Below are 20,783 nucleotides of genomic sequence, written 5' to 3' on the forward strand. Positions count from 1 at the left end.
CCCAAACGAATGAGCAACATACAACATAATGAACATGCGACAATTGCGGAATGTGTCTTTCCGGTAGTTTGTGATCGCGTTCTTGAAGCAATGCGTTGTTGCGAAGATGCGTGGTAACGGCAGTGCGGTTATGGCGCATTGCCGCGGTAGCGGATTGCGATGTTACGGCTTTGCGGGATAATGGTTTTGCGGTGCTAAGGCCTTTCCTACTTGCATGATTCCAGTGTTTCGTTGATGCGGCAATCGCGATAGAGCGAAACGCGGCATTACCCAATTGCGTTATTGCCGCAATCGGTCGGGGCCTTTGAGGTGCCGCGTCATTGTGGTGTGGGGTCGTCCGTACTCACGTTTTTCTGAGTCGCTGACGTTCGTGATGAGCTGAGGGCGCATAGTCAGTATATTAGATGTTGGTTGACAAGATACCGGTTTGTGGGCCACAAACTCGGGGGCGGCTGCTGGGCGCAGCCGAAGAAGGCGCTCACGCGCCAGGGCCGGCATCTCGTCGATGCCGGTGGGTTCGGCTCCGGCCAGGTGGCCGCGAGCCGTGCGACCGGGAAGGGGAAGGGCGCGCCGATGACTCGCTCCGCCGCAGCACCGAAGCGAAAGCCGAGACTCCGGACCGAGCTGTCTGAAGCAGACGAACAGCGTCTGCAGGCGGCCGTCGTATTGTTCGGTTTGCCGAAGGCAGAGGTTGTGCGCCGGCTGATCCGGGCGTCCATTCAGGCGGGGCCAGCCTTGTCGGCCGAGAACACTCGCGCCGTCGTCGAGCTAGCGCAGCAGGTGCGTATGGTTGGCCGCAACCTGTCCCAGGTTTTGAGGGCCATCCATCGCGGCCAAGCCGTGCGGATCGAGGACACCGAACCCGTGTGGCGCGGTCTGCATGAGGTCATCGCCGCCATCAACGACGAACTGACCGAAATCACGGTCGCGTACGGTTCGAAACTTCGGCGCAGGGCGGGGCTGGCGCTACCGGCAGAGGTTTTGGGCGAGGATATCGCATGAACCGCGCGGCGCAAATTGACTGGTGGCTCGAACAAGTTGAGGCCGCTCGACGATCCGTTCAAGACGCCAGTCGTGCGCGCCGCCGGCCACAGCCAGGCGCCGGGCTTGATGATGATCGGAAGCCACGCAGCGGCCGAGTCGCGCAGCTTCCGAAGACGCGGCCGGCCGATGAGATCATCCGTGGCGAAACGATCACCGGCGGTCGGGATGAGGAGCGATCGCGAGCGCTGCCCGCCACGTCGACAGGTGGAGGCGGCGGCCGCGCGGCACCATCTCGTCCGAGCGCGCTGGCACCTGTTGCCGGCGGCTTCGGCGGGGCGGGGCAGGGAGCGGCTGGCCGCGCCCGACAATTGGCAGCCGGCTATCAGCCCGCGGTCATCAAGGTGGTGTCCTATGCTCGCGGCGTGGCACGCGCCACGGCGACCGGGCAGTATGTCCAACGTGAGGACGTTCCGCTCGAGACTCATGATGGGCGGATATTGACGGACCGGGAAGCCGTGGCCGCCGAGATCAAGGCTTGGTCGCCGGACTTTTCTAAGCGTGCGGAAAGCCAGGACGTCGGCGCATTCCGTCTCAAGGTTGAGGGTGTGCTCGATACGCTGGAGGGGCGGGCGACGTACGAGAAGGCGATTGAGTCCGCCTTCTGCGGACATCGTCACGCCGCTCGCATAGACGCCGATGGATCTGGCGGCCTGGAAGCGCACATTGTCGCTGTGATGGCCGGGAGCGGCAAGGAGCGCTTCCGAATTCGAGACGGCCAGGCGGCCGATCAGGCACATGAAGCCCGACCGCGCCGTCTCGACTCGGTGTCCAATCTCGCCGTTCGCACGAGGGTCGAAGCTGCCACCGGTATTGGCGGCGACGCTGTGATGATCCGGCCGGGCGCGACCAGCCATGGTCGCGACGGCGTCACCTACAGGCTCAACAAGCTGATCGAGAAGGGCGCCGCCATCGACGACCACGGCAAAATCCTGTCCAACGTCGCCGATGCGCGCATGGCCGCGCGGGAGTGGGGACCGTCGCTTCGGTCGCAATCGGCGCGCGATACGATGCACCTGATCATGTCGGCGAAGACTGGAACCGACATTGTCGCATTTACGGATGCGGCGCGCGCGTTCCTGCACGATCGCTTTGGCGATCATAAGTTCATATTCGGGGTCCACACTGACAAGGAATCGGCCGGGCACATCCACGCTCACGCAGTCGTCACTGTGAAGAACGAGTCCGGTCAGAAAATCCATCCAGGTCCGGAGACCTTTCGGGAGTGGCGTGAGGTTTATGCCATGCACGCCCAGGCACAGGGCCTGAAAATCGTAGCGACCTCAGCGAAGGAGCGAGTCTCTTCCCAAAGCTATGGGGCGACGGATAAGGCCATCGTCCAGGCGGCGGATCGTCCGCGCCCCGGGCGAGAAGCGCGCGACCGCGCCTATGCCGCCGATCCCACCAACCAACGCCTCATCGACAATGCCCGGCAGCGGATCAGGGTGGCGAAAATAAACCCGATCCGCCTGCCGATGTCCGCGCCCGATCGCAAAGTCGTCAACGAGAGCATCGTCGCCTGGAAGGCGGTTGCTGTAGAGCAGCCATCAAACAGGACGGCAAAGGATATGCTGGAACGGCTGTTGATGGCGCAGACCGTTGGGGCCATCCTTCATACGATTGGCCAGCGCGTGGAGTTTTTGACCAAGGAGGGTGAGGTGCCAATTACATCGGAGCGAATGGCTCAGGATCTACGTCTCATGAACGAGGCGGTTTCGCGGACCAGCGACCTCTTAGATGGGACGACGAAGCAACAATTCCGCGAGATATCTGCGCGCTACCTGGAAACGCTCGCCAATCGCGTTGATCTCCAGCGCATGCAGGAACGTGGCGTACAGCAACTCAGCCGGTCGGAGGTCGAAGCCGTCGTTGGTGCGAAAGCCGAACGGCTTATCGAGCGTGCCCGGGAGATTCGCATCAAGGAAGAACGTGAAGCGGCGTCCGCTGAACATGTCGCAAGTCGTGCAATCGATGCGGCGCGCCGGCAAGAGGCGAGTGGCGGCATTGATCCCACCTCCCAAGAGGAACTGCGCGCGGAAAGGGCCATCGTTGTCGGATCGCAACAATCGGCGGCACGTGAAGCTCGGGAGGCGGCCGCGGCTGTCGAGGCTGCGCGGGCGATCGCAGAACACCCGGCGCAGCCGCTGCCAACGTCCTTGATCCAGAACGATGCCTTGGCAAAACTCCGCGCGGAACAGGAAAAAGTTGTGCGAGAGCTCGAAGCGGAAAAGCCTAGCTTGCAAGCAATCAAGGGCCAAAGGCGCAGTTGAGCGCTAACCACCGCGAGCGATTTCTGAAGGCTCGCCGAGCAGTGACTGTTGCCGCATTTGAGAGTATCGACGACAATGGAGGCGCTCACAGAATGTGAGAATGCTCCCTGGAGTCTGCGACGAAGATCTTAGCCCAAAATCTTCAGACGCATCGCGATTGCAATTGCGTGGGGCTTATTGACGGCGTTAAGTTTCTCGCGTGCTGAAGTGATGTGCTTTGTTACTGTTGACCGAGAAATGCCGAGAATGACGGATATTTCCCAATCTGTTTTTCCTTCCCCGGCCCAAAGAAGACAGTCAAGCTCCCGGGGCGAGAGCGTTTTATTGCACGTTGGTCTCGGGCGGCGCAAATACAACCAATGACCGATGGCGAAATTTGCGAGAAAAGTAAGGGCTGATCGGTCACGATTGCTGAGGTCGTCCCTTGCTCCGCCGAATGATAATGCCGCAATCCGCTGGTCTAGCGTCGTGATGGGGATCACGAAACCTTCAACCAACCCAAAGTCGGCAGCCTCACCTCCGACAGCCCGCACGTTGTCTGGTTCGGGACAGGATTTATAACTTTCCGACCAGGAAAATGCATTTCGATCTTTTTGAAGACGACCAACAATCGGATCGCGCGGAAGATAGTTTTGATCGAGGTATCTGGCTGCCCAGCCATCAGGGAAATATTGCACGACCGCGCGAGCTTGAATTTCGACCTTTGAATTTCGCATGCCACCCGGTGGTACGATTCCGCCAAATACCGATGCAAATCCGTAACTTTTGGCGATGTCTATAAGACAATTTTTAAGAGCGCCCTCATCGACTGCTTGCTCTATCAGCGAGATAATTTCCCAAGTGCTCCAAAATAAGTCTGTCATTCTCAAGCCATTTTACGACTGATTGCAGTCCCTACTGTCTCGGCGCGTACAAAAACTCAGAAATTATCGTCAGTGAAAAATTCTCGCGCGGAGGCGCGGGTAAGGAAGCGAGGACGTTGCTCGATATAGCGGTCGAGCAGCGAGCCAACAAACCAAAAAAATCTTGCGCGCGTGCAATCAAGATGAGAGAGTAATGTTCTCCGCTCGCGCTCCTTCATAGGTGTTTGTTCTCGCGTGCACTCATGCGCAATGAGTCCTGGCTAGGCCTTTGCGCAGCTGCATTAATGCAAAGCATGTTGATCCCTTGCTAACCCGTTCAAGAGTCGCCATTCGACAGGAGCATCGAGCGGCTTCGGCGCGAGGGAGGCGCAGTATGCTCGATTGCCTTGAAATAGGCGAACCTGGCTCGGTCGAGTCAGACGTTTTTGCAATGTTTGCAATGTCTGAAACGTTCAGAATCTGACCACCCGTAAGCGCAGCGCGTTTCCGACCACGCTTACCGACGACAGCGCCATCGCCGCTGCAGCAATGATCGGCGACAGTAGTAGACCGAACACCGGATACAACACGCCCGCTGCGATCGGTATTCCGGCGGCGTTGTAGATGAAGGCAAAGAACAGGTTCTGACGGATGTTGGCCATGGTCGCTTCCGACAGGAGGCGCGCGCGGACTATGCCGCCGAGGTCGCCCTTCAACAGGGTTACCCCGGCACTTTCCATCGCGACGTCGGTCCCTGTGCCCATTGCGATTCCGACTTCGGCCGCAGCGAGGGCAGGGGCGTCGTTTACGCCGTCCCCCGCCATGGCGACGATTCGGCCAGCCTTCTGTAGCTTGCTTACAACCGCGCTCTTCTGGTCGGGCAGAACTTCCGCCTCGACCTCCGAAATGCCGAGCCGCTTCGCGACAGCATTGGCAGTCGTCCTGTTGTCTCCGGTCAGCATGATGACCTTGATGCCGTCCGCGGCCAGCGCCCTCAAGGCATCGGGCGTCGATGGTTTGATGGGATCGGCGATGGCGAAGAGCCCCGCCAGCTTTCCGTCGACCGCGATATTGATCACGGTGGCGCCGTCGCCGCGGAGCGCTTCGGCTTGCGCTTCCATCGATCGGGTTTGGACGCCCAGCGATTGCAGGTAACCGACGTTGCCGAGCAATATGTTCTTGCCGTCGACCTTACCCGTCACGCCCTTCCCTGTGGGTGAATCGAATTCCTCCACGTTTGCTAACGCCAGATCGCGCTCCTTGGCCGCGCGAACGATGGCGTCGGCCAGCGGATGCTCGCTGGCGCGTTCGACGCTTGCTGCGAAACGCAGCAGATCGTTCTCAAGGAATCCGAGAGTAGTCACGATGGAAACCACCTTTGGCTTGCCTTCGGTCAGGGTGCCCGTCTTGTCGACCACGAGCGTGTCGACCTTTTCCATGCGTTCGAGCGCTTCGGCATTCTTGATGAGGACACCGACCTGCGCGCCGCGTCCGACGCCGACCATGATCGACATCGGGGTCGCCAGCCCGAGGGCGCACGGACAGGCGATGATCAGCACGCTGACAGCTGCCACCAGACCAAACGCCAGGCGAGGCTCAGGACCGACCAGGGCCCAGATGGCGAAGGCGACGAGCGCGGCCACGATCACCGCAGGTACGAACCAACCGGCCACCTGATCGGCGAGACGCTGGATCGGCGCCCGCGACCGCTGCGCCTGCGCGACCATCTGCACGATCTGCGACAACACCGTATCGCGGCCGACCTTCTCGGCCTGCATCACGAAACTTCCGGATTGATTGAGCGTCCCGGCGATCACCTTGGCACCGGTTTCCTTGGTGACGGGCATAGACTCTCCGGTCACCAGGGATTCATCGATCGATGAACGTCCCTCGAGAATAACGCCGTCGACCGGGATTTTTTCACCGGGACGGACGCGCAGTTTGTCGCCGACATTCAGGCCATCGAGAGGGACTTCGTGATCGGTGCCGTCCTCGGCAACGAGGCGCGCCGTCTTCGGGGCGAGATCGAGCAGGGCCTTGATCGCACCCGACGTCGCCTCGCGGGCACGCAACTCAAGCACCTGGCCCAGCAGCACCAGGACAGTGATGACGGCCGCCGCTTCGAAATAGACGGCGACAGCACCATCGTGTCCGCGGAACGCAGGAGGGAAGATGTGCGGGGCGACGGTGGCGACGACGCTATAGACGTAAGCGACGCCGGTCCCCATCGCGATCAGGGTGAACATGTTAAGGTTGCGGGTCACCAGCGACTGCCAGCCGCGCACGAAGAGCGGCCAACCCGCCCAGATCACAACCGGTGTCGCCGAAACGAGTTGAATCCAATTCGACAGGGTTTGGTCGACCCAGCCGTGGCCGCCGACCAAATGTCCGCCCATCTCGAGGACGACTGCGGGCAGGGCGAACACGAGGCCGATCCAGAACCGCCGGCTCATATCCGCCAGTTCGGGATTCGGTGCAGCGTCCAGTGTTGCGACTTCGGGCTCCAGGGCCATCCCGCAGATGGGGCAGCTGCCGGGACCGATCTGCCGGATCTCCGGATGCATCGGGCATGTGTAAACGGTGCCTTCCGGAACAGGGTCCTTCGGCGCGGCCTTAGACTTGTCGAGGTAGGTTTCCGGGGCGGCCGCGAACTTCGTGCGACAGTTTGCCGAACAGAAATGATAGGTGCGACCTTGGTAATCGAGCCGGTGCTTGCTCGTTGCCGGGTCGACGGTCATCCCGCAAACCGGGTCAAGAACCTTACCGCTTTCCGCAGGAGGTTGATCATGTTCATGATCGCCGTGGGCCTGGCCGCCATGACCGCCGCAGCAAGCCGATCCGGTTTCATGTCCCGGAGTTGCCGTCGAGGAACGGATGGGCTGGCCCATGGAACTTGCGTTTCGCGCCCCGGTCATCTAGGTCTCCTCATAGGCTTGTAACCGATACCCAGTAGGGGTATATAGGACAGATGCGAAAAGACATCAAGACGTCGTGCCAGAAGCGCCTCAGCAGAATTGAGGGACAGGTGCGCGGCCTCGCCAGGATGGTGGAGGAAGACCGCTATTGCATCGATATCGTAACGCAGATCTCCGCCGTTCGCGCCGCACTGCGCCGCGTCGAGGAGGAGGTCTTGAAGGATCATGTCGCCCACTGCGTCGAGCACGCGATCGCGAGCGGCGACAAGGCGGATCAGCGCCGCAAAATCGCGGAATTGATGGCAGTGGTGGGACGTGCGGAACGATGAATGTCCCGGTTCCGTCTTGGCGATACGAAGATTCGCGACTATGATTCCGAATTCGGGCGGCAAATCGAAAGCATTGACGCATTGATGTTGGTCGGACTTACCAGAACGCAACGACGGAGAGCAGGGTGGTTCGTCGCCCTGGCTTATCTGTTTTGCGTGTTGGCGCCGACGCTGTCCTTCGCCTTGCCCGGCAGTCAGGCTACGCCTTATTGCCTGACCGACGAGGATCACGTGCCGGGCATGGCCCACGACCATCATGAAGGCGCCATGCACGTCCACAAGGATGGACATGTCCATCATCATTCCGGCGTCCAGGTCCACGCGGATTCCTCCGCGGACCATGATGCGAAGCCGGTTGCGCTGAAGAGCGACGCCGGTCCGGTAAAAGCGCCGCATGCGGCGGATGGAAAGTGCTGTGGCCTGATGTGCGTCACCGCGCTTCCCGCAACCCTCGTCACGGTGGCAAAGCCGCCCGTGCCGAACGCCGTCCGCGTATCCGACAACCATCGGAAGCTGGCGGACAACGCGCCCTCTCGGCTTTATCGTCCCCCCAATTCCTGACCTGACCACAGCATGACGCGGTGCCGTGCCCGTGCCGGGCACGTGCGCCCGTGGTCCATCGTCAGTTCAGGGGATTTTTATGTCAGCGCAAATTGGGGCGACTGTCGCCACCGTTGGTTGGGTGGTGCGCGGAATATTCAGAAAAAAACTTGGGACATTCGCAGGGGTGGCTTTGGCGGTCATGACCTTGGGCGGCAACCCGACCAGCGCTACGGCAGTTGCTAGGCAGAAAGTGCGTCTGTTCATGGTCGTTCTCCTTCTTCGGTACTTCATCTCACCTGCAGGACGGACGACATTCCCGACACCTGATGATCCGTGATGTGACAATGCAGCATCCACTCGCCGGGATTGTCGGCGACAAAGGCGACGTCAACGGCGTCTTTTGGGGCGAGGAGAACGGTATCTCCCCGTTGGTTATATGGAACAGAAACGCCATTCCGGCTCAGCAGTTTGAAGCTGTAACCGTGCAGGTGCATCGGATGCCACCACGCGGTCTGGTTATGCATCGTCAACATGATGTTACTACCCCGGGGCAAGGTCAGGAGCGGGGGCATGTTGGCGTGGCCGTCCCCGGTCATGGAATGACCGTTGATGCTCCAGCTGGCATCATGAGCCATATCAGACATCCCACCCATTCCACTCATCATGCCGCCGCCCATCATCCCGCCTTGCAAGTTGATCTGATGCCGTTCGGCGCGGGTAAGATCGGGTTCTTGTAAAGGATTGCCAGGAAGCGGGGCGAAACTATCGTCGCGTATTGCGCGCGTAGACGACGTTGCGTTGTAGTTGAGATGGGTGACCGTATAGGCGAGATCCTCGTAGAAATCGTCGCGGACGACATAACGACGTCCAGGCTCACCCTGCAAATCAAGCACGATGTCGATGCGCATCGCCGGCCCCAGCAAGACGCGGCCGTCGGCGGGCTGATGCGGTTCGCACGGCTGGCCATCGACGGCGATGATCACCGGCTGATGGCCTTCGAATCGCAGTGCCATGATGCGCGCAAGGGCACCGTTGATCAGCCGCAGGCGGATCCGCTCCCCGGCGTGGACTTGTTCGCCGTTCGAAATAGCGCCGTTGACCGTAACGGTGTTGCCGACACGACCGGACATGGCCGCCTCCATGGCGTTGCCAAATCCGGGTGCAATCTGCCCATCGGGGGTGAGCCGCCAGTCGGCAAGCATCCAGATGATATCGCGATCGACCGGATAAGGTTCCGCTTCTTCGACAATGAGGGGCCCGGCAAGTCCCCGGCCGAGTTGCTGCAAGCTGTTACTGTGTGAATGATACCAGAATGTTCCGGCGTCCGGCGGCGTGAATTCGTATGCGAAGGTCTCGCCAGGAGCGATCGGACGCTGCGTCAAGCCCGGTACGCCATCCATGTTGTTGGGAAGCCGTATGCCATGCCAATGGACCGTGGTGTCTTCCGACAGGCCGTTGCGCACGGCGATGCGAACAGGCTTTCCTTGCCGAACGCGGATGTCCGGTCCCGGAAGACTGCCATTGTAGCTCCAGACCTCTGTCCCGGGACGCCTCTCGCCAAGGATTGGTGACCGCGCAATTGCCGCGACGAGGTTGTACTCGGCGCGTGGTGTTTGCGCGCGCACCGCGCCTGGAAACATCCCGGCCGCGGCGAGGCCCGCACCCGCCTGTAAAAGCGTTCGTCGATCGACCATTGAGTGGCAGAGTGAAGACATGCACATCGGCTTTTCATCAGTGCGGACGTCCCGCGTGGTGATGAAGGAGGTGCCTTGTTAAGCACCTCCCGCTTGGCAGCGGCCAGGTCGCAATCCGTCCCGACCGCAGCCGAATCCGTCAGTGCGTCGGCGTGATCGACTGGACGGTATAGGTGCCGCCGGAGCCGCTCAGGGTGAAATTGACCTTGTCGCCGGTCTTCACCTTCGCGAGATCGATGGACGGTGCAACGGCGAACTCCATCTTCATGGCGGGCCAATTGATGGCGGGAATCGGACCGTGATCGAAGGTGATTTTGCGGTCGGCGACGTTCAGTGCGGTGACTGTGCCGGAGGAGGTCGCGGTCTTCGCGGCCTTCGCGTCGCTCATCGGCGCCATCTTCTTCATGTCGGACATGCCTGTGCCGCCTTGCGCGGACGCGGCACCCGCCTGCAGCGTCAATGCCGCGCCGAGCAGCGTGGCAGCAAGAACTCCGGCACGCTGGGCCCGGCGATGGTTGTCGACGAAATACATAGATATTCTCCTGTTGTGATGTGGTGGTTGTTGAGGGCAGGGCTCGGGGCGAATGAACCGATCCACCGGGATTGTTCTCGCGCCCATTGCCGCCGTTTCCGGCACGCAATCTGTGTGGCCGCTCGGCGTCACTGCACGTTCTCCGCACGATGCAGGTCGAGCTTTGTCGTCATATTCCGATGTCCGCCGCCTTTCTCTTCGCCGTCCCACGGCGAGGCGGGTAACCCGACTCCCTTGACGACCGCGAAGATGGCAGGAATGACCACGAGGGTCAGCACGGTGGACGAAACCATGCCGCCGATCATCGGCACGGCAATTCGCTGCATGACCTCCGACCCGGTACCGGTGCTCCAGAGGATCGGCACCAGGCCTGCCATGATCGCGACGACGGTCATCATTTTTGGCCGTACCCGGTCCACCGCGCCGAGCATGATAGCGTCGTACAGGTCGGCACGCGTGAACTGCTCTCCAGCGGCCGATCGTTCCGCCTTCAATTCGGACATGGCCTGCTCGAGGTAGATCAACATGACGACGCCGGTTTCGGCCGCGACGCCGGCAAGCGCGATGAAGCCGACGGCGACCGCGACCGACATGTTGAATCCGAGCCACCACATCAACCAGATGCCGCCGACCAGCGAAAACGGCAATGACAGCATCACGATCAGGGTTTCCGCCAGTTTCCGGAAATTCAGGTAGAGCAGTAGGAAGATGATCAGCAAAGTCACCGGCACGACGATCTTGAGCCGCGCTTCGGCACGCTGCAGATATTCAAATTGTCCGCTCCAGGAGACGTAGTAGCCCGGCGGAAACTTTACCTTTTGCGCGACCGCCTGCTGCGCCTCGGCGACGTAGCCGCCTAGATCGCGACCGGTAATGTCGACGTAGATGTAAACCGCGAGTTGACCGTTCTCGGTGCGGATCGACGTAGCGCCGCGGGTCAACTTCACGCTGGCGACTTGACCGAGCGGGACGCTCCCACCGGACGCCAGCGGCACCTGGACGTCCGTGCTGATCGTCTGCGGGTTGGACCGGAGCGCGCGTGGGTATCGGATGTTCACCGAATAGCGTTCCCGACCTTCGACCGTCGTGGTTACGGTTTCACCGCCGAGCGCTGTCGCGATCACGTCCTGAACATCGCTGATCGTCAATCCGTAGCGTCCGAGCGCGATCCGATCGGGGATAATCTCGAGATAGTATCCACCAATCACGCGCTCAGCGTAGGCACTCGAGGTGCCAGGTACCGATTTGACCACCCCTTCGACTTCGCGCGCGATCTTCTCCATTTCCGCAAGATCCTTGCCGAAAATCTTGATCCCGACAGGGGTGCGGATGCCGGTCGACAGCATGTCGATGCGTGCGCGGATCGGCATCGTCCATGCATTCGATACGCCCGGAAACTGCAGTGCCTTGTCCATCTCGGCTTTGAGGCTGTCGATCGTGACGCCAGGCCGCCATTCCGACTTTGGCTTCAAATTGATGATGGTCTCGAACATTTCGGTGGGCGCCGGATCGGTCGCGGTCGAGGCGCGGCCCGCCTTGCCGTAGACCGATGCAACTTCCGGGAATGACTTGATGATGCGATCCTGGGTCTGCAACAGCTCCGCCGCCTTGGTGATGGATAGCCCCGGCAGCGTCGTCGGCATGTACATCAACGTGCCTTCATTGAGGCTTGGCATGAACTCGCTGCCGAGTTGGCGGGCGGGCCAGATCGTGATCGCAAGCACAACTAGCGCAAGCATGATCGTCAATGTCTTGGCGTTGAGAACCCATCGGATCACCGGTCGGTACACCCAGATCAGGAACCGGTTCACGGGATTCTTGTGTTCCGAGATGATGCGCCCGCGGACGAAGACGACCATCAAAGCAGGCACCAACGTGATCGAAAGGAGGGCGGCGGCGGCCATCGAAAAGGTCTTGGTGTAGGCGAGCGGCCCGAACATGCGGCCTTCCTGCGCCTCCAGGGTAAAGATCGGCAGGAACGAGACGGTGATCACCAGCAAGCTGAAGAACAGCGACGGTCCGACTTCGCTCGCCGCATCGATGAGGATTTGTGTCCGCGGCGTGCCAGGCTCCGCGCGCTCTAGGTGCTTGTGCGCATTTTCGATCATCACGATTGCCGCATCGATCATGGCACCGACCGCAATGGCGATACCACCGAGGCTCATAATATTGGCGCCAAGCCCCATGAGTTTCATGGCCGCGAACGCCATCAGGATGCCGACGGGAAGCATTAGGATGGCGACGAGGGCACTGCGCAGGTGAAGCAAGAAGACAAAGCAAACCAAGGCAACGATGATGCTCTCTTCGAGCAGGGTGCCCTTGAGTGTCTTGATGGCAGCTTTGATGAGTTCGGAGCGATCGTAGACTGGGATGATATCGACGCCCTTGGGCAGGCTTGAGGCGATCTCTGCGAGGCGCGCCTTGACGTTGTCGATGACGGTGAGGGCATTGGCGCCGAACCGCTGCAGCGCAATTCCGCTGACGACTTCGCCCTCGCCGTTGAGTTCGGTAATGCCGCGGCGCTCGTCAGGACCAAGTTCGACGCGCGCAACATCCCGCAATCGAAGCGGAGCGCCCGCATCAGTTTTCAGAACGATGTTCTCGATGTCCTCGATGCCTCTGAGGTAGCCACGGCCGCGGACGACGAATTCAAACTCGGACAGCTCCACGGTGCGCCCGCCGACATCCATGTTGCTCGCCCGGACGGCGCTGCGAAGCTTGTCCAGGGAAATGCCCTGAGCGCGCAATTTTTGTGGATCAACGACAATGTTGTATTGCTTGACGAAGCCGCCGACGCTGGCCACTTCCGCGACGCCTTCGGCTTTGGAGATTCCATAACGGATGGTCCAATCCTGGATGGAACGCAGTTCAGCGAGGGTCATGTTCTTGGCCACAACGGCGTATTGATAGACCCATCCAACGCCAGTTGCGTCAGGCCCAAGAGTCGGGGTCACCCCCGTCGGGAGTCTGCGCGCTACGGTGTTGAGATATTCCAGCACGCGGCTGCGAGCCCAATAAGGATCGGTGCCATCTTCGAAAATGACGTAGACGAAGGACGCGCCGAAAAACGAGAAGCCCCGCACTACCTTCGATTTCGGCACCGTCAGCATCGCCGTTGTCAACGGATAGGTGACCTGATCTTCGACGACTTGGGGCGCTTGTCCGGGATATTCAGTGTAGACGATGACCTGTACGTCGGAGAGATCGGGGATGGCGTCGAGCGGCAGGGTGCGCAGCGCATAAATGCCCGCCGTGACTGCGAACACCGTCCCGATCAGGACGAGCATGAGATTCCGCGCCGACCAGGCGATCAGGCGGGCGATCATTTCGATTTCTCTCCATCTGTAAATGCCTGCAAGGCGGATTTCAGGTTACTTTCGGCATCGATCAGGAAGTTGGCGGCAACGACGACGAGGTCGCCTTCGCCGACGCCCTCGCGGATCTCAGTGTAGTCCTCGCCGTGCGTGCCGACCTTGACTTCACGAGGTTCAAAACGGCCCTCCCCTTTGTCGATGAAGACGATCTGCCGCGCACCCGTATCAATCACCGCGCCGTTTGGTACTGCGACCACGGGCTTTTCTGCGCCCGAAGCGATTTCCACGTCGGCGAACATATCGGGGAGAAGCACGCCGTCAGGATTGGGAAGTTCAATACGAACCTTGGTGGTTCGCGTTTGCGTGTTCACCTCAGGATAGATCAAAGCGACAGATCCTTTGAATACCCGACCCGGCAGACTGCGAACCTTGATGGTCGCCGCAGCGCCGATCTTCACGGCATCGATATCCTGTTCGGCGACATCAGCGAGCACCCAGATAACGGATGTGTCGGCGAGCCGGAACAGCACGTCGCCCGGCATCGCGCGCATGCCCTCGACCGCTGTCCGCTCCAGAATCACACCATCGCGGGGTGCAGTCCAAGTGATGGTCAGCGGCACCGTTTTGGTGCGATCGATCTCGGCGATCACCTCGGCGGGCACCGCAAGGTTTTCGAGCCGCCGCCGCGCGCCCTCGATCAGTTGCTTGCGTCCTGCGAGGTTGGCTGTTCCAGCACTGTCCCCGATGATGGAGAGATATTGGGCGCCAGCGGATGCCACATCCGGGGAATAAAGCTTCAGCAAGGGTTGTCCCTTGGTGACGTGATCGCCTGTCGTCACGTTTTCGACGCTTTCGATGAAGGACTGGGCCCGCAGCGAGATGACAGCGACACGCCGCTCGTCGAGCTTGACCGTTCCGGGAGCGCGAATGGGTCGCGTCACGGTGCGGAGCGTGGCTGGCTCGGAGCGCACGCCGGTGCGCTGCAATTTGCCCGGGGAAATCTGAATCGTGGATGCATCGCCATTGCCTTCGTAGACGGCGATATAGTCCATTCCCATGGAGTCTTTCTTCGGGACCGGAGAGGTGTCGGGAAGGCCCATCGGGTTACGATAAAAGAGAATACGTTTGGTTCCAGGATCTGCATGCGTCAGCGCAGCCGCTTTCGCTGGATCGTCGAAGCTCAGATCTTCGCTCGCGTGTACAGCGACATACGCACGCCCTTCGGGCGTCGTCTTGGGGTCCGCTGAGTAAAACGGTTTGCCATCGGGATCGCGGTAATAAATCACCGGACCGGTGGCTGTGGACTTGACTGGCTGGACACCGAGGGCCACTGCGAAACGGAGTGGCACCCAATCGGGCAGCGCCTGACTGGTGTGGCCGAGCCGATAGCCGATTCCCAGTGTTACCGCGAGCGCGCTTGTCAGAAGCGCAATGAGCACGATCCGTTTCACGGTTGTTCTCTTGGCCGGGGCGCGCCGTTTCGCATGGCTATCGTCGAACGGGCGGTAATCTGTTAACTTGTCCATCAGCAACTTGCCCTTTGATCGCAACGAAAGAACGCAATTGAAACTGGTAGCGGCTCTTTGGCAGAAACGATGTGGATCCGAAAAGTGATTGCAAACGATCTCCTGCCTCCGGCGGAGCAAGCAACGGCAGCCGTTCTAAGCGCGTGTTAATATGAAGGGTACCCACCGTAGGAGGGGCGATCCCCTTGTTCGCCGTTTGCATGGCCACCTAATTGATCCTCAGTTCGCGACAAAGGTCTTCACCCGGCGTGACCCAGCCCGCCGGGTAAAGTCCGGATTTGCAAATGGAACTACCGGTTAATTCGCGCAAGACGCCCGACCGGTTACAAGCTCACGCCAACGTGAAAGGGCCACTTTAGTGACCGCTCGGTGCCGCGACGAACGGGGAGTGCTGCAGAGCTTCCGGCCAAGCCGAGTTCATGCAGTTTACAACCCGGAAGCGGTAGAGTTTCTAGACCGCCTTCCGAATGAGCGAAGTCCGCCTGTCCGCGTTATGACCACGCCGTGGCCGTTTCACCCGCGCCGGTCTTGCTGCTTCGGCGCGTCTTGCTTGTCGTGGTGATCGTTGCTGGCCTTCATCATCTGATTGCAGCTTTCCATCATCTGCTGCATTTGGCTCATCATGTTCATCATACCCTGCATGCCTTGTGAGCCGCTGCCCATCATGGGTTGATTGGTTTCCGCCGGCGTCTTCGCCGCAGCCGGCGCGTCTTCCGCTCGGACCGCTGATGCAAGCGCAAGGAAACCAACGAACAGTGCAAGTGAGGTGAGTGCTGTCTTTTTCATGTCTGGTGCCTTTCTGAAGGGATGACTTTTATATCAGGGGTTTTGATCTTCCATGGGGGCTCTCGCGAAGTGTTTCGGTGTCTCGCTGCGATCGCATCCGGCGCTATTCTCGCGAGAACATAAGTGAAGCGCGCACATCGCCAAACAGGGGAGGGCAGGCAGCAGAAATGGCAGAGCGCCTGATGCAATGAGCCACCGCCAGTTGAGCGCGGCTCCAGCGAGTAGCGTCAACGCGGCCAAAATCAGCCACAACGTACGGCCGCGAAAATGAAATGTGCCCGTAGCCCAGCGTCGCACGTCTTGCCGATCTGAAATGGGCGTCAACAAAGTCATTGTTGCCTCCTCGCTGGTCGCTCATAAAATCCTGCCCATCCGCATGCCGTCGCTCACTCAATAGGAGCGAGCGTATGACATCAGTTAGTTCGCAAGGCTGGCGCGTCTGGTTACAAGCTCACGGTCTCGTGAGACTTGAGCAGAAGCAAACCCTGGAAAGGGTGCAGGCGCCGCCGTCTTGGCTGTCTTGGCGACTGCGGCTCGGGGACTTCAGAAAAGAGTTCCGCTCTCTACCAGCGCAGCAGTCGGGGCCCAAGCGCGGCACCGGCGATTGTACATAAAACGATCGTTCCACCGTACCAGAGCGCAACAAAAGGAAGCAGGTCATCCATGCAATGCAAAGCGTAGGCCGTCGCGCTTACGCCGCCCGCGACGAGACCCGCCAGCGCGCCGGTGCGCAGTAAGTCCGTGGGCGCAGCGAGGCGGACTGCCCACATGATCGCAACGAACGGCAAGACGGCGACCATTGGAATGGCAATCAGACACTCGAGCCAATAACTGCCAAACACCATGGTCTCCCAATGCGACCGCGGTGCCGCGGCCAGGTTGATCGCAGCAACAACCATCGCAGCAAGAAACGGCAGGACCGTGAGGGCAAACCGCGCCCGAAACTCGCCACCGGGCCGGATGTATTTGACAAGATAATGTGAGGCCAGGATCACGACCGACAAGCTGAAGGCGAGTTTCGCGAATACGAAATTCTGGGCGTGTATCTCATTAAGGTCGGTACGAACGCCAAGAACAAAAACGACCGCTAACAGGGATACCGCGGCCCCAACCAAAATGGCAATCCGAACGTTCCGGACAACCTCCCGTGTGTCGACCGGATCAACCTGCGAGCTAAGCATGGAAATCAATTCGTTGGTCTTCACGCTTTTGTCTCCCGTGCAATCGAAGCGGCGAGGATTTTCAGCCCACGGTGCACATTAACTTTGACGGCGGACTTCGATATTCCGCAACGATTAGCTGCTTCGGCTACGCTCATGCCGTCGAGCTTCACGTATTGGATCGAAAGTCGCATTCTTTCGGGCAGCCTTTCAAGGAGCCTGGTTAGATCGAACTGGCTTTCGGTAGCGCCCCTGTCGTCGGATGCCAAAATATTTTCGGCGTTTTCCAGAGGGACACTCGCCGTCGACGCCCGGGTGCGCCGCAAATGATCGATAAGCTTGTAGCGTGCAATGGCATACACCCACGGCGTTAGCGGCTGCTCCTGGTCGTAGGTATGACGCTGCGTGTGGATGACAATTAAGGCCTCCTGCACGAGATCCTCGGCTTCCTCGGCAGTGCGCCCAGCTCGCACAAGCCTGCTCTTATAGTAGCTTCTCAGGTATCCGCTCAAAGCTGTCAGCAGTGATTGATGTGCACTCGAGTCGCCTTCGAGACTTGCCGCCATCAGGGCCTTGAGGTCAGACTCCTTTGTCATCTCTCCCTCTTTGGATTCGTATGAGAGAGCCACGGGGTTACACGCTCACGGGATTGTGAACCGCATGCTTCGTATGAGAGATAGTACCGCTGGCTTGTCCCTCGATCATCGTCATTCGCGGGATGTTGGCCAAGTCGGGGCAATTGGAGATCCCTCCACCGAACGTGCCGTTCAGAATTTCGCAAATTCAGCCGGGAATATGGCTCGTGTTTAACTGCGCATTGAATGCATCGAAAACCGTCTCTCTCCAACCAGAAGGATTCCAACGCGCTACAATCGGGCTGCGAGGGGTTGAAACACTTCCGTCCTGCATCTGTAGGGCAAATCTCGTAACTATCCAAAGGCATGGGTTGTGGTCCTGGGTTAAGGCCAATCAGACGCGACGCCTCGGCATGTGGCATTTGCCACGGGAAGCTAACGACGTGCTCGCGTAGGAGCGCTTTAGATCAGGACTGGTATTTCGGAGGAAATGGGTCCGGCGCGGACCAATAATCGTCAATCCCCAAAACAAAACGGGGATATTCAATCGCGAAGGGGACGAGATGCAAATCAATAGACGAAATTGGTAGCACGGCCTGCGTCGTGGCGCATGATAACTGGCAGACAGATGCTGCCTTGTTCGTTGGGGCACAATCGTCACAGCAATTGTGCGTCGGCGACGGCCATACCGAGGCTATCGATTGAGCGACCGCGGATGGTACTCCCGGACCATGTATTGCAACGGTCAAAACAACGGCTGCCGCCAGCAGCCGCCTGACCCATTGAAAGGTGTATTTTCTGATCACGATAGCCGCACGTTATCGTTTTCTTACCGCTTTGCAATAACGGCTACCGATGTGCAGCACAAATGACCAGCCCACACAGGGGTCAGCTGCGGACGGCCCGGCGGGAGAGTCCAACAGCACTCACATCGCCGTGATTTGTAACCAACAGGGCCTCCTTTCCGAACTCATTTCTGTGTGCGGTCCATTCAGGATCGGACCACCGAGATATCCCGGGAGGTAAAAATGCGCAAATCGAGCTTGGTTGCAGTACTATCGTTGGTGCTGGTCGCGTCCGCATCGCCAAGCTTTGCGCGCGTGACCGGGACGGAGACCCGTCCGGGTCCCCACAAAACCATGACCGCGGAGCGAATGGCACCTGCGGTGCCCCGCACCGATCGGGCCGTTGCTCCACGTCCGCGCCCGAAAACTTGCAGCTATCGCGGAGGACCCAAAACGGGCATCTGGTCGTGCGAATAATCTTGCAGGACTCACCGGGCAAGGCCACTCGCAGCACGAGCAGGCTGCCTGACTGTTCCGGGAGCAGCGATCGATCGGTCCGATCCCAGACGAAGAGACCCGCGCCCTTCTTTGAGAACGTGCGACACTGCCGCGCGGGGGATCAAACCAATGCGATGGGGTCATCGCACTCGGGTCTTAACGATCGAGAGCCCGATCCAACATCCGCTCTTTCGCGCAACGCCTCGGGCCGCAATCATCTGATTTTGAACGGGATGATGATGTCGCCGCCGAACGTGAATTGCGAACGCTTCGTTCCGGCGCCGAATGGCGTCGTTCCGTTCAGCGAGGTATCGTAACGAATTTCGGGCCTGACAACCAGGCCGTCGAGTTCTTTGGGTACGGGAGGCTTGATCGCAAGTCCTACCGTCAGCGCACCGTACGTCGTCGCTCCGCCGCTGATCGCTGTGCCCAATGGGTTGCCGTGCTCGATTCTGACGAAATCCAGGTTGCCGGGGAAAGCGGCAACGAAGAAACCATTGTTGTCGCGCCAGACTTCTCCGCGGCCAGTGATCTTGAGCCAGTCGTTGAGAGCATAGGTGACGTATTGTGCCACACCGCCGCCTGTCGCGTTGAAGCCATCATCACGAATGTAGTTGAGGTCGGTCGTCAGGGTAAGCTTGTCGGTTGCCTTCCAGACGATCGTCACATCATTGAGATAACGCAGAGCGCTATTCGGATTGACACCGGCAAGCACGACCGACGAGACATTGGGATTTTCCGGGCCGATATGGGTCGTTGCCAAAACGGTCAGTGCACCATCCAACAAATTCAGGCCGATACCGCCGTGGAACGCCGCGGCCGCGTTGTTGTCGCCACTATTGAAGTTATCGAACCTATTGCCGAAGGTCGTATTCACGCCGGTGTCGATGCCAGCATAAACGTCAAGGATTGGGCTCACATGTGTGGTCGTCATCACTCCGGTGTGCTTGAAAGGAATGCCGAAATTAAAAATGTAAGAATGCGAGTAGAGTGCATTATCCGGCGCGTAAATAACTTCGGCGCCTTCCAGGGTGACGTATTGTCCGACCTTGACATCCACGCCGCCCGACGTAAGCCACGGCAAATGAAACAGAGCGTGCGCTTCGACGATGTCAAACTGATTGCGGCCGCTGATTGACTGATCCAATTCTCCCAGAAAATGCGTGTACCGCGCATCCGAGCCGTACATCGCCTGGAACTTGAAGCCGAAATCATATCCGGTTGCTTTGGGATCGAGCGGGCGCTGAACCGTTAGCAACGCCTGGTTCATCAACAGGGAATTGGCTTTATCGGTGAAGAGGTGGCCAAAATTGATGCCGCCGGAAGGGCGCTCGTTGAAGGTGGTCCCCGCTTGCACATGGCCGGTTATCGTGACGGTATCCCACCAGGACGGCAACGCAGGCGCGGGATTGCGCGCCTTAATCGTCAAATCTGCAGCCGCCGCGCCGCCGACTGATAAAATCACAACGACCAGTCCGAGCAGCACACCCCTCCGCATTGTAGCCCCCCGGCACGACGTCAACCTATAATTTCCGTCTCACATTCTAATTCGTCAAAATCGTATCACGCCCTTTCACGCGGGGCTGTGACGCAGCACCCAGAGTTCGACCGCAGCAATGGTTGCGATGACGATCCCCACCGCGAGATGCACCTGCATCGCCATGGTATCGTCGTTGAAGCTGAGGACCCAGGGGCACACTGCCAACCACGAGCCGATCGTCAGATTGATCCATTCTTCCGACTCGAAAAACGCAGGAATTGAAACCGAGTCGAGAAGGTCGGCAAGCGAAAAGATCGCGACTGTGATGATAGTGGCCCCTGCCATCCAGGATGTATGCCATCCGAGGGGCGATCTGAATCCAAGTAACCAAGGTGACAGAAACAGGAACCCGCCCAATGCGAGGTTGATAGCGTCGACGAAAGCTTCCGTTTTCCAGTTTCGCTTGAACATGGCGACCTCACTTCATGAAGGC

General features: G+C 59.5%; 16 protein-coding genes. 4 read left to right on the forward strand and 12 right to left on the reverse strand.

The window, feature by feature from the left end; translation table 11 throughout:
- Window positions 1-429 precede the first annotated feature (429 nt).
- On the forward strand, window positions 430-1,002 hold the full coding sequence (locus G8O24_RS09905) for a hypothetical protein (protein ID WP_244645803.1): 573 nt from the start codon (window positions 430-432) through the stop codon (window positions 1,000-1,002).
- Window positions 999-3,311, forward strand: coding sequence for a relaxase/mobilization nuclease domain-containing protein (locus G8O24_RS09910; protein ID WP_188098650.1), 2,313 nt, complete (start codon window positions 999-1,001; stop codon window positions 3,309-3,311). Before G8O24_RS09905 ends, G8O24_RS09910 begins: the two co-directional genes overlap by 4 nt.
- Before the next feature lie 128 nt (window positions 3,312-3,439).
- Here the strand turns inward: G8O24_RS09910 and G8O24_RS09915 are convergent, their stop codons facing one another.
- Both G8O24_RS09915 and G8O24_RS09920 read right to left on the reverse strand, forming a co-directional pair.
- Window positions 3,440-4,174, reverse strand: a complete 735-nt coding sequence (locus tag G8O24_RS09915; protein ID WP_188098653.1) for a helix-turn-helix transcriptional regulator — start codon at window positions 4,172-4,174, stop codon at window positions 3,440-3,442.
- Between the two features lie 452 nt (window positions 4,175-4,626).
- Entirely contained in the window at window positions 4,627-7,068 is a 2,442-nt protein-coding gene (locus tag G8O24_RS09920) for a heavy metal translocating P-type ATPase (RefSeq protein WP_188098655.1), read from the reverse strand.
- A gap of 53 nt (window positions 7,069-7,121) precedes the next feature.
- Here G8O24_RS09920 and G8O24_RS09925 point away from each other — a divergent pair, with 53 nt between their 5' ends.
- Both G8O24_RS09925 and G8O24_RS09930 read left to right on the forward strand, forming a co-directional pair.
- Entirely contained in the window at window positions 7,122-7,397 is a 276-nt protein-coding gene (locus G8O24_RS09925; RefSeq protein WP_012564758.1) for a metal-sensitive transcriptional regulator, read from the forward strand.
- Window positions 7,398-7,958: a hypothetical protein gene (locus G8O24_RS09930; RefSeq protein ID WP_188098658.1), complete on the forward strand. Its 561-nt coding sequence runs from the start codon at window positions 7,398-7,400 to the stop codon at window positions 7,956-7,958.
- A gap of 66 nt (window positions 7,959-8,024) precedes the next feature.
- Here G8O24_RS09930 and G8O24_RS44275 read toward each other — a convergent pair whose 3' ends face one another.
- The 10 genes from G8O24_RS44275 to G8O24_RS09980 all read right to left on the reverse strand — a co-directional run bounded on the left by G8O24_RS44275 (window position 8,025) and on the right by G8O24_RS09980 (window position 20,761).
- Window positions 8,025-8,204 carry a hypothetical protein gene (locus G8O24_RS44275; RefSeq protein ID WP_244645804.1) on the reverse strand — a complete coding sequence of 60 codons (180 nt, stop codon included), beginning with the start codon at window positions 8,202-8,204 and terminating at the stop codon, window positions 8,025-8,027.
- A gap of 23 nt (window positions 8,205-8,227) precedes the next feature.
- A complete protein-coding gene (locus G8O24_RS09940) occupies window positions 8,228-9,655 on the reverse strand; it encodes a multicopper oxidase family protein (RefSeq protein WP_188098660.1) in 1,428 nt (475 codons plus the stop codon).
- Window positions 9,656-9,773: 118 nt separating this feature from the next.
- A complete protein-coding gene (locus G8O24_RS09945; protein ID WP_188098662.1) occupies window positions 9,774-10,166 on the reverse strand; it encodes a copper-binding protein in 393 nt (130 codons plus the stop codon).
- Window positions 10,167-10,294: 128 nt separating this feature from the next.
- The gene (locus tag G8O24_RS09950) at window positions 10,295-13,492 is read right to left on the reverse strand and encodes an efflux RND transporter permease subunit (protein WP_188098663.1); all 3,198 of its coding nucleotides are present in this window, start codon (window positions 13,490-13,492) and stop codon (window positions 10,295-10,297) included.
- Window positions 13,489-15,006 (reverse strand): efflux RND transporter periplasmic adaptor subunit, encoded by a 1,518-nt coding sequence (locus G8O24_RS09955; RefSeq protein WP_188098665.1) that lies wholly within the window; start codon window positions 15,004-15,006, stop codon window positions 13,489-13,491. Before G8O24_RS09955 ends, G8O24_RS09950 begins: the two co-directional genes overlap by 4 nt.
- Window positions 15,007-15,519: 513 nt before the next feature.
- Window positions 15,520-15,792, reverse strand: coding sequence for a hypothetical protein (locus G8O24_RS09960; RefSeq protein WP_188098667.1), 273 nt, complete (start codon window positions 15,790-15,792; stop codon window positions 15,520-15,522).
- Window positions 15,793-16,355: 563 nt separating this feature from the next.
- Window positions 16,356-16,997, reverse strand: coding sequence for an NrsF family protein (locus G8O24_RS09965; protein ID WP_188098669.1), 642 nt, complete (start codon window positions 16,995-16,997; stop codon window positions 16,356-16,358).
- Window positions 16,994-17,548: a sigma-70 family RNA polymerase sigma factor gene (locus G8O24_RS09970; RefSeq protein WP_188098671.1), complete on the reverse strand. Its 555-nt coding sequence runs from the start codon at window positions 17,546-17,548 to the stop codon at window positions 16,994-16,996. Before G8O24_RS09970 ends, G8O24_RS09965 begins: the two co-directional genes overlap by 4 nt.
- A 1,476-nt stretch (window positions 17,549-19,024) precedes the next feature.
- Window positions 19,025-20,296: a porin gene (locus tag G8O24_RS09975; protein WP_188098673.1), complete on the reverse strand. Its 1,272-nt coding sequence runs from the start codon at window positions 20,294-20,296 to the stop codon at window positions 19,025-19,027.
- An 87-nt stretch (window positions 20,297-20,383) separates the two neighbouring features.
- A complete protein-coding gene (locus G8O24_RS09980) occupies window positions 20,384-20,761 on the reverse strand; it encodes an SPW repeat protein (protein WP_188098674.1) in 378 nt (125 codons plus the stop codon).
- Between the last annotated feature and the right edge of the window lie 22 nt (window positions 20,762-20,783).

The organism is Bradyrhizobium campsiandrae, assembly GCF_014529705.1.
In the GTDB taxonomy this organism is placed as follows: Bacteria; Pseudomonadota; Alphaproteobacteria; order Rhizobiales; family Xanthobacteraceae; genus Bradyrhizobium; species Bradyrhizobium campsiandrae.

Bases quoted from the DNA above. Each gene is read 5' to 3' on its own strand.
- G8O24_RS09910 (WP_188098650.1), top strand. From the start codon at position 999: ATGAACCGCGCGGCGCAAATTGACTGGTGGCTCGAACAAGTTGAGGCC.
- G8O24_RS09915 (WP_188098653.1), bottom strand. From the start codon at position 4,174: ATGACAGACTTATTTTGGAGCACTTGGGAAATTATCTCGCTGATAGAG.
- G8O24_RS09920 (WP_188098655.1), bottom strand. From the start codon at position 7,068: ATGACCGGGGCGCGAAACGCAAGTTCCATGGGCCAGCCCATCCGTTCC.
- G8O24_RS09925 (WP_012564758.1), top strand. From the start codon at position 7,122: ATGCGAAAAGACATCAAGACGTCGTGCCAGAAGCGCCTCAGCAGAATT.
- G8O24_RS09930 (WP_188098658.1), top strand. From the start codon at position 7,398: ATGTCCCGGTTCCGTCTTGGCGATACGAAGATTCGCGACTATGATTCC.
- G8O24_RS44275 (WP_244645804.1), bottom strand. From the start codon at position 8,204: ATGAACAGACGCACTTTCTGCCTAGCAACTGCCGTAGCGCTGGTCGGG.
- G8O24_RS09940 (WP_188098660.1), bottom strand. From the start codon at position 9,655: ATGTCTTCACTCTGCCACTCAATGGTCGATCGACGAACGCTTTTACAG.
- G8O24_RS09945 (WP_188098662.1), bottom strand. From the start codon at position 10,166: ATGTATTTCGTCGACAACCATCGCCGGGCCCAGCGTGCCGGAGTTCTT.
- G8O24_RS09950 (WP_188098663.1), bottom strand. From the start codon at position 13,492: ATGATCGCCCGCCTGATCGCCTGGTCGGCGCGGAATCTCATGCTCGTC.
- G8O24_RS09955 (WP_188098665.1), bottom strand. From the start codon at position 15,006: ATGGACAAGTTAACAGATTACCGCCCGTTCGACGATAGCCATGCGAAA.
- G8O24_RS09960 (WP_188098667.1), bottom strand. From the start codon at position 15,792: ATGAAAAAGACAGCACTCACCTCACTTGCACTGTTCGTTGGTTTCCTT.
- G8O24_RS09970 (WP_188098671.1), bottom strand. From the start codon at position 17,548: ATGACAAAGGAGTCTGACCTCAAGGCCCTGATGGCGGCAAGTCTCGAA.
- G8O24_RS09980 (WP_188098674.1), bottom strand. From the start codon at position 20,761: ATGTTCAAGCGAAACTGGAAAACGGAAGCTTTCGTCGACGCTATCAAC.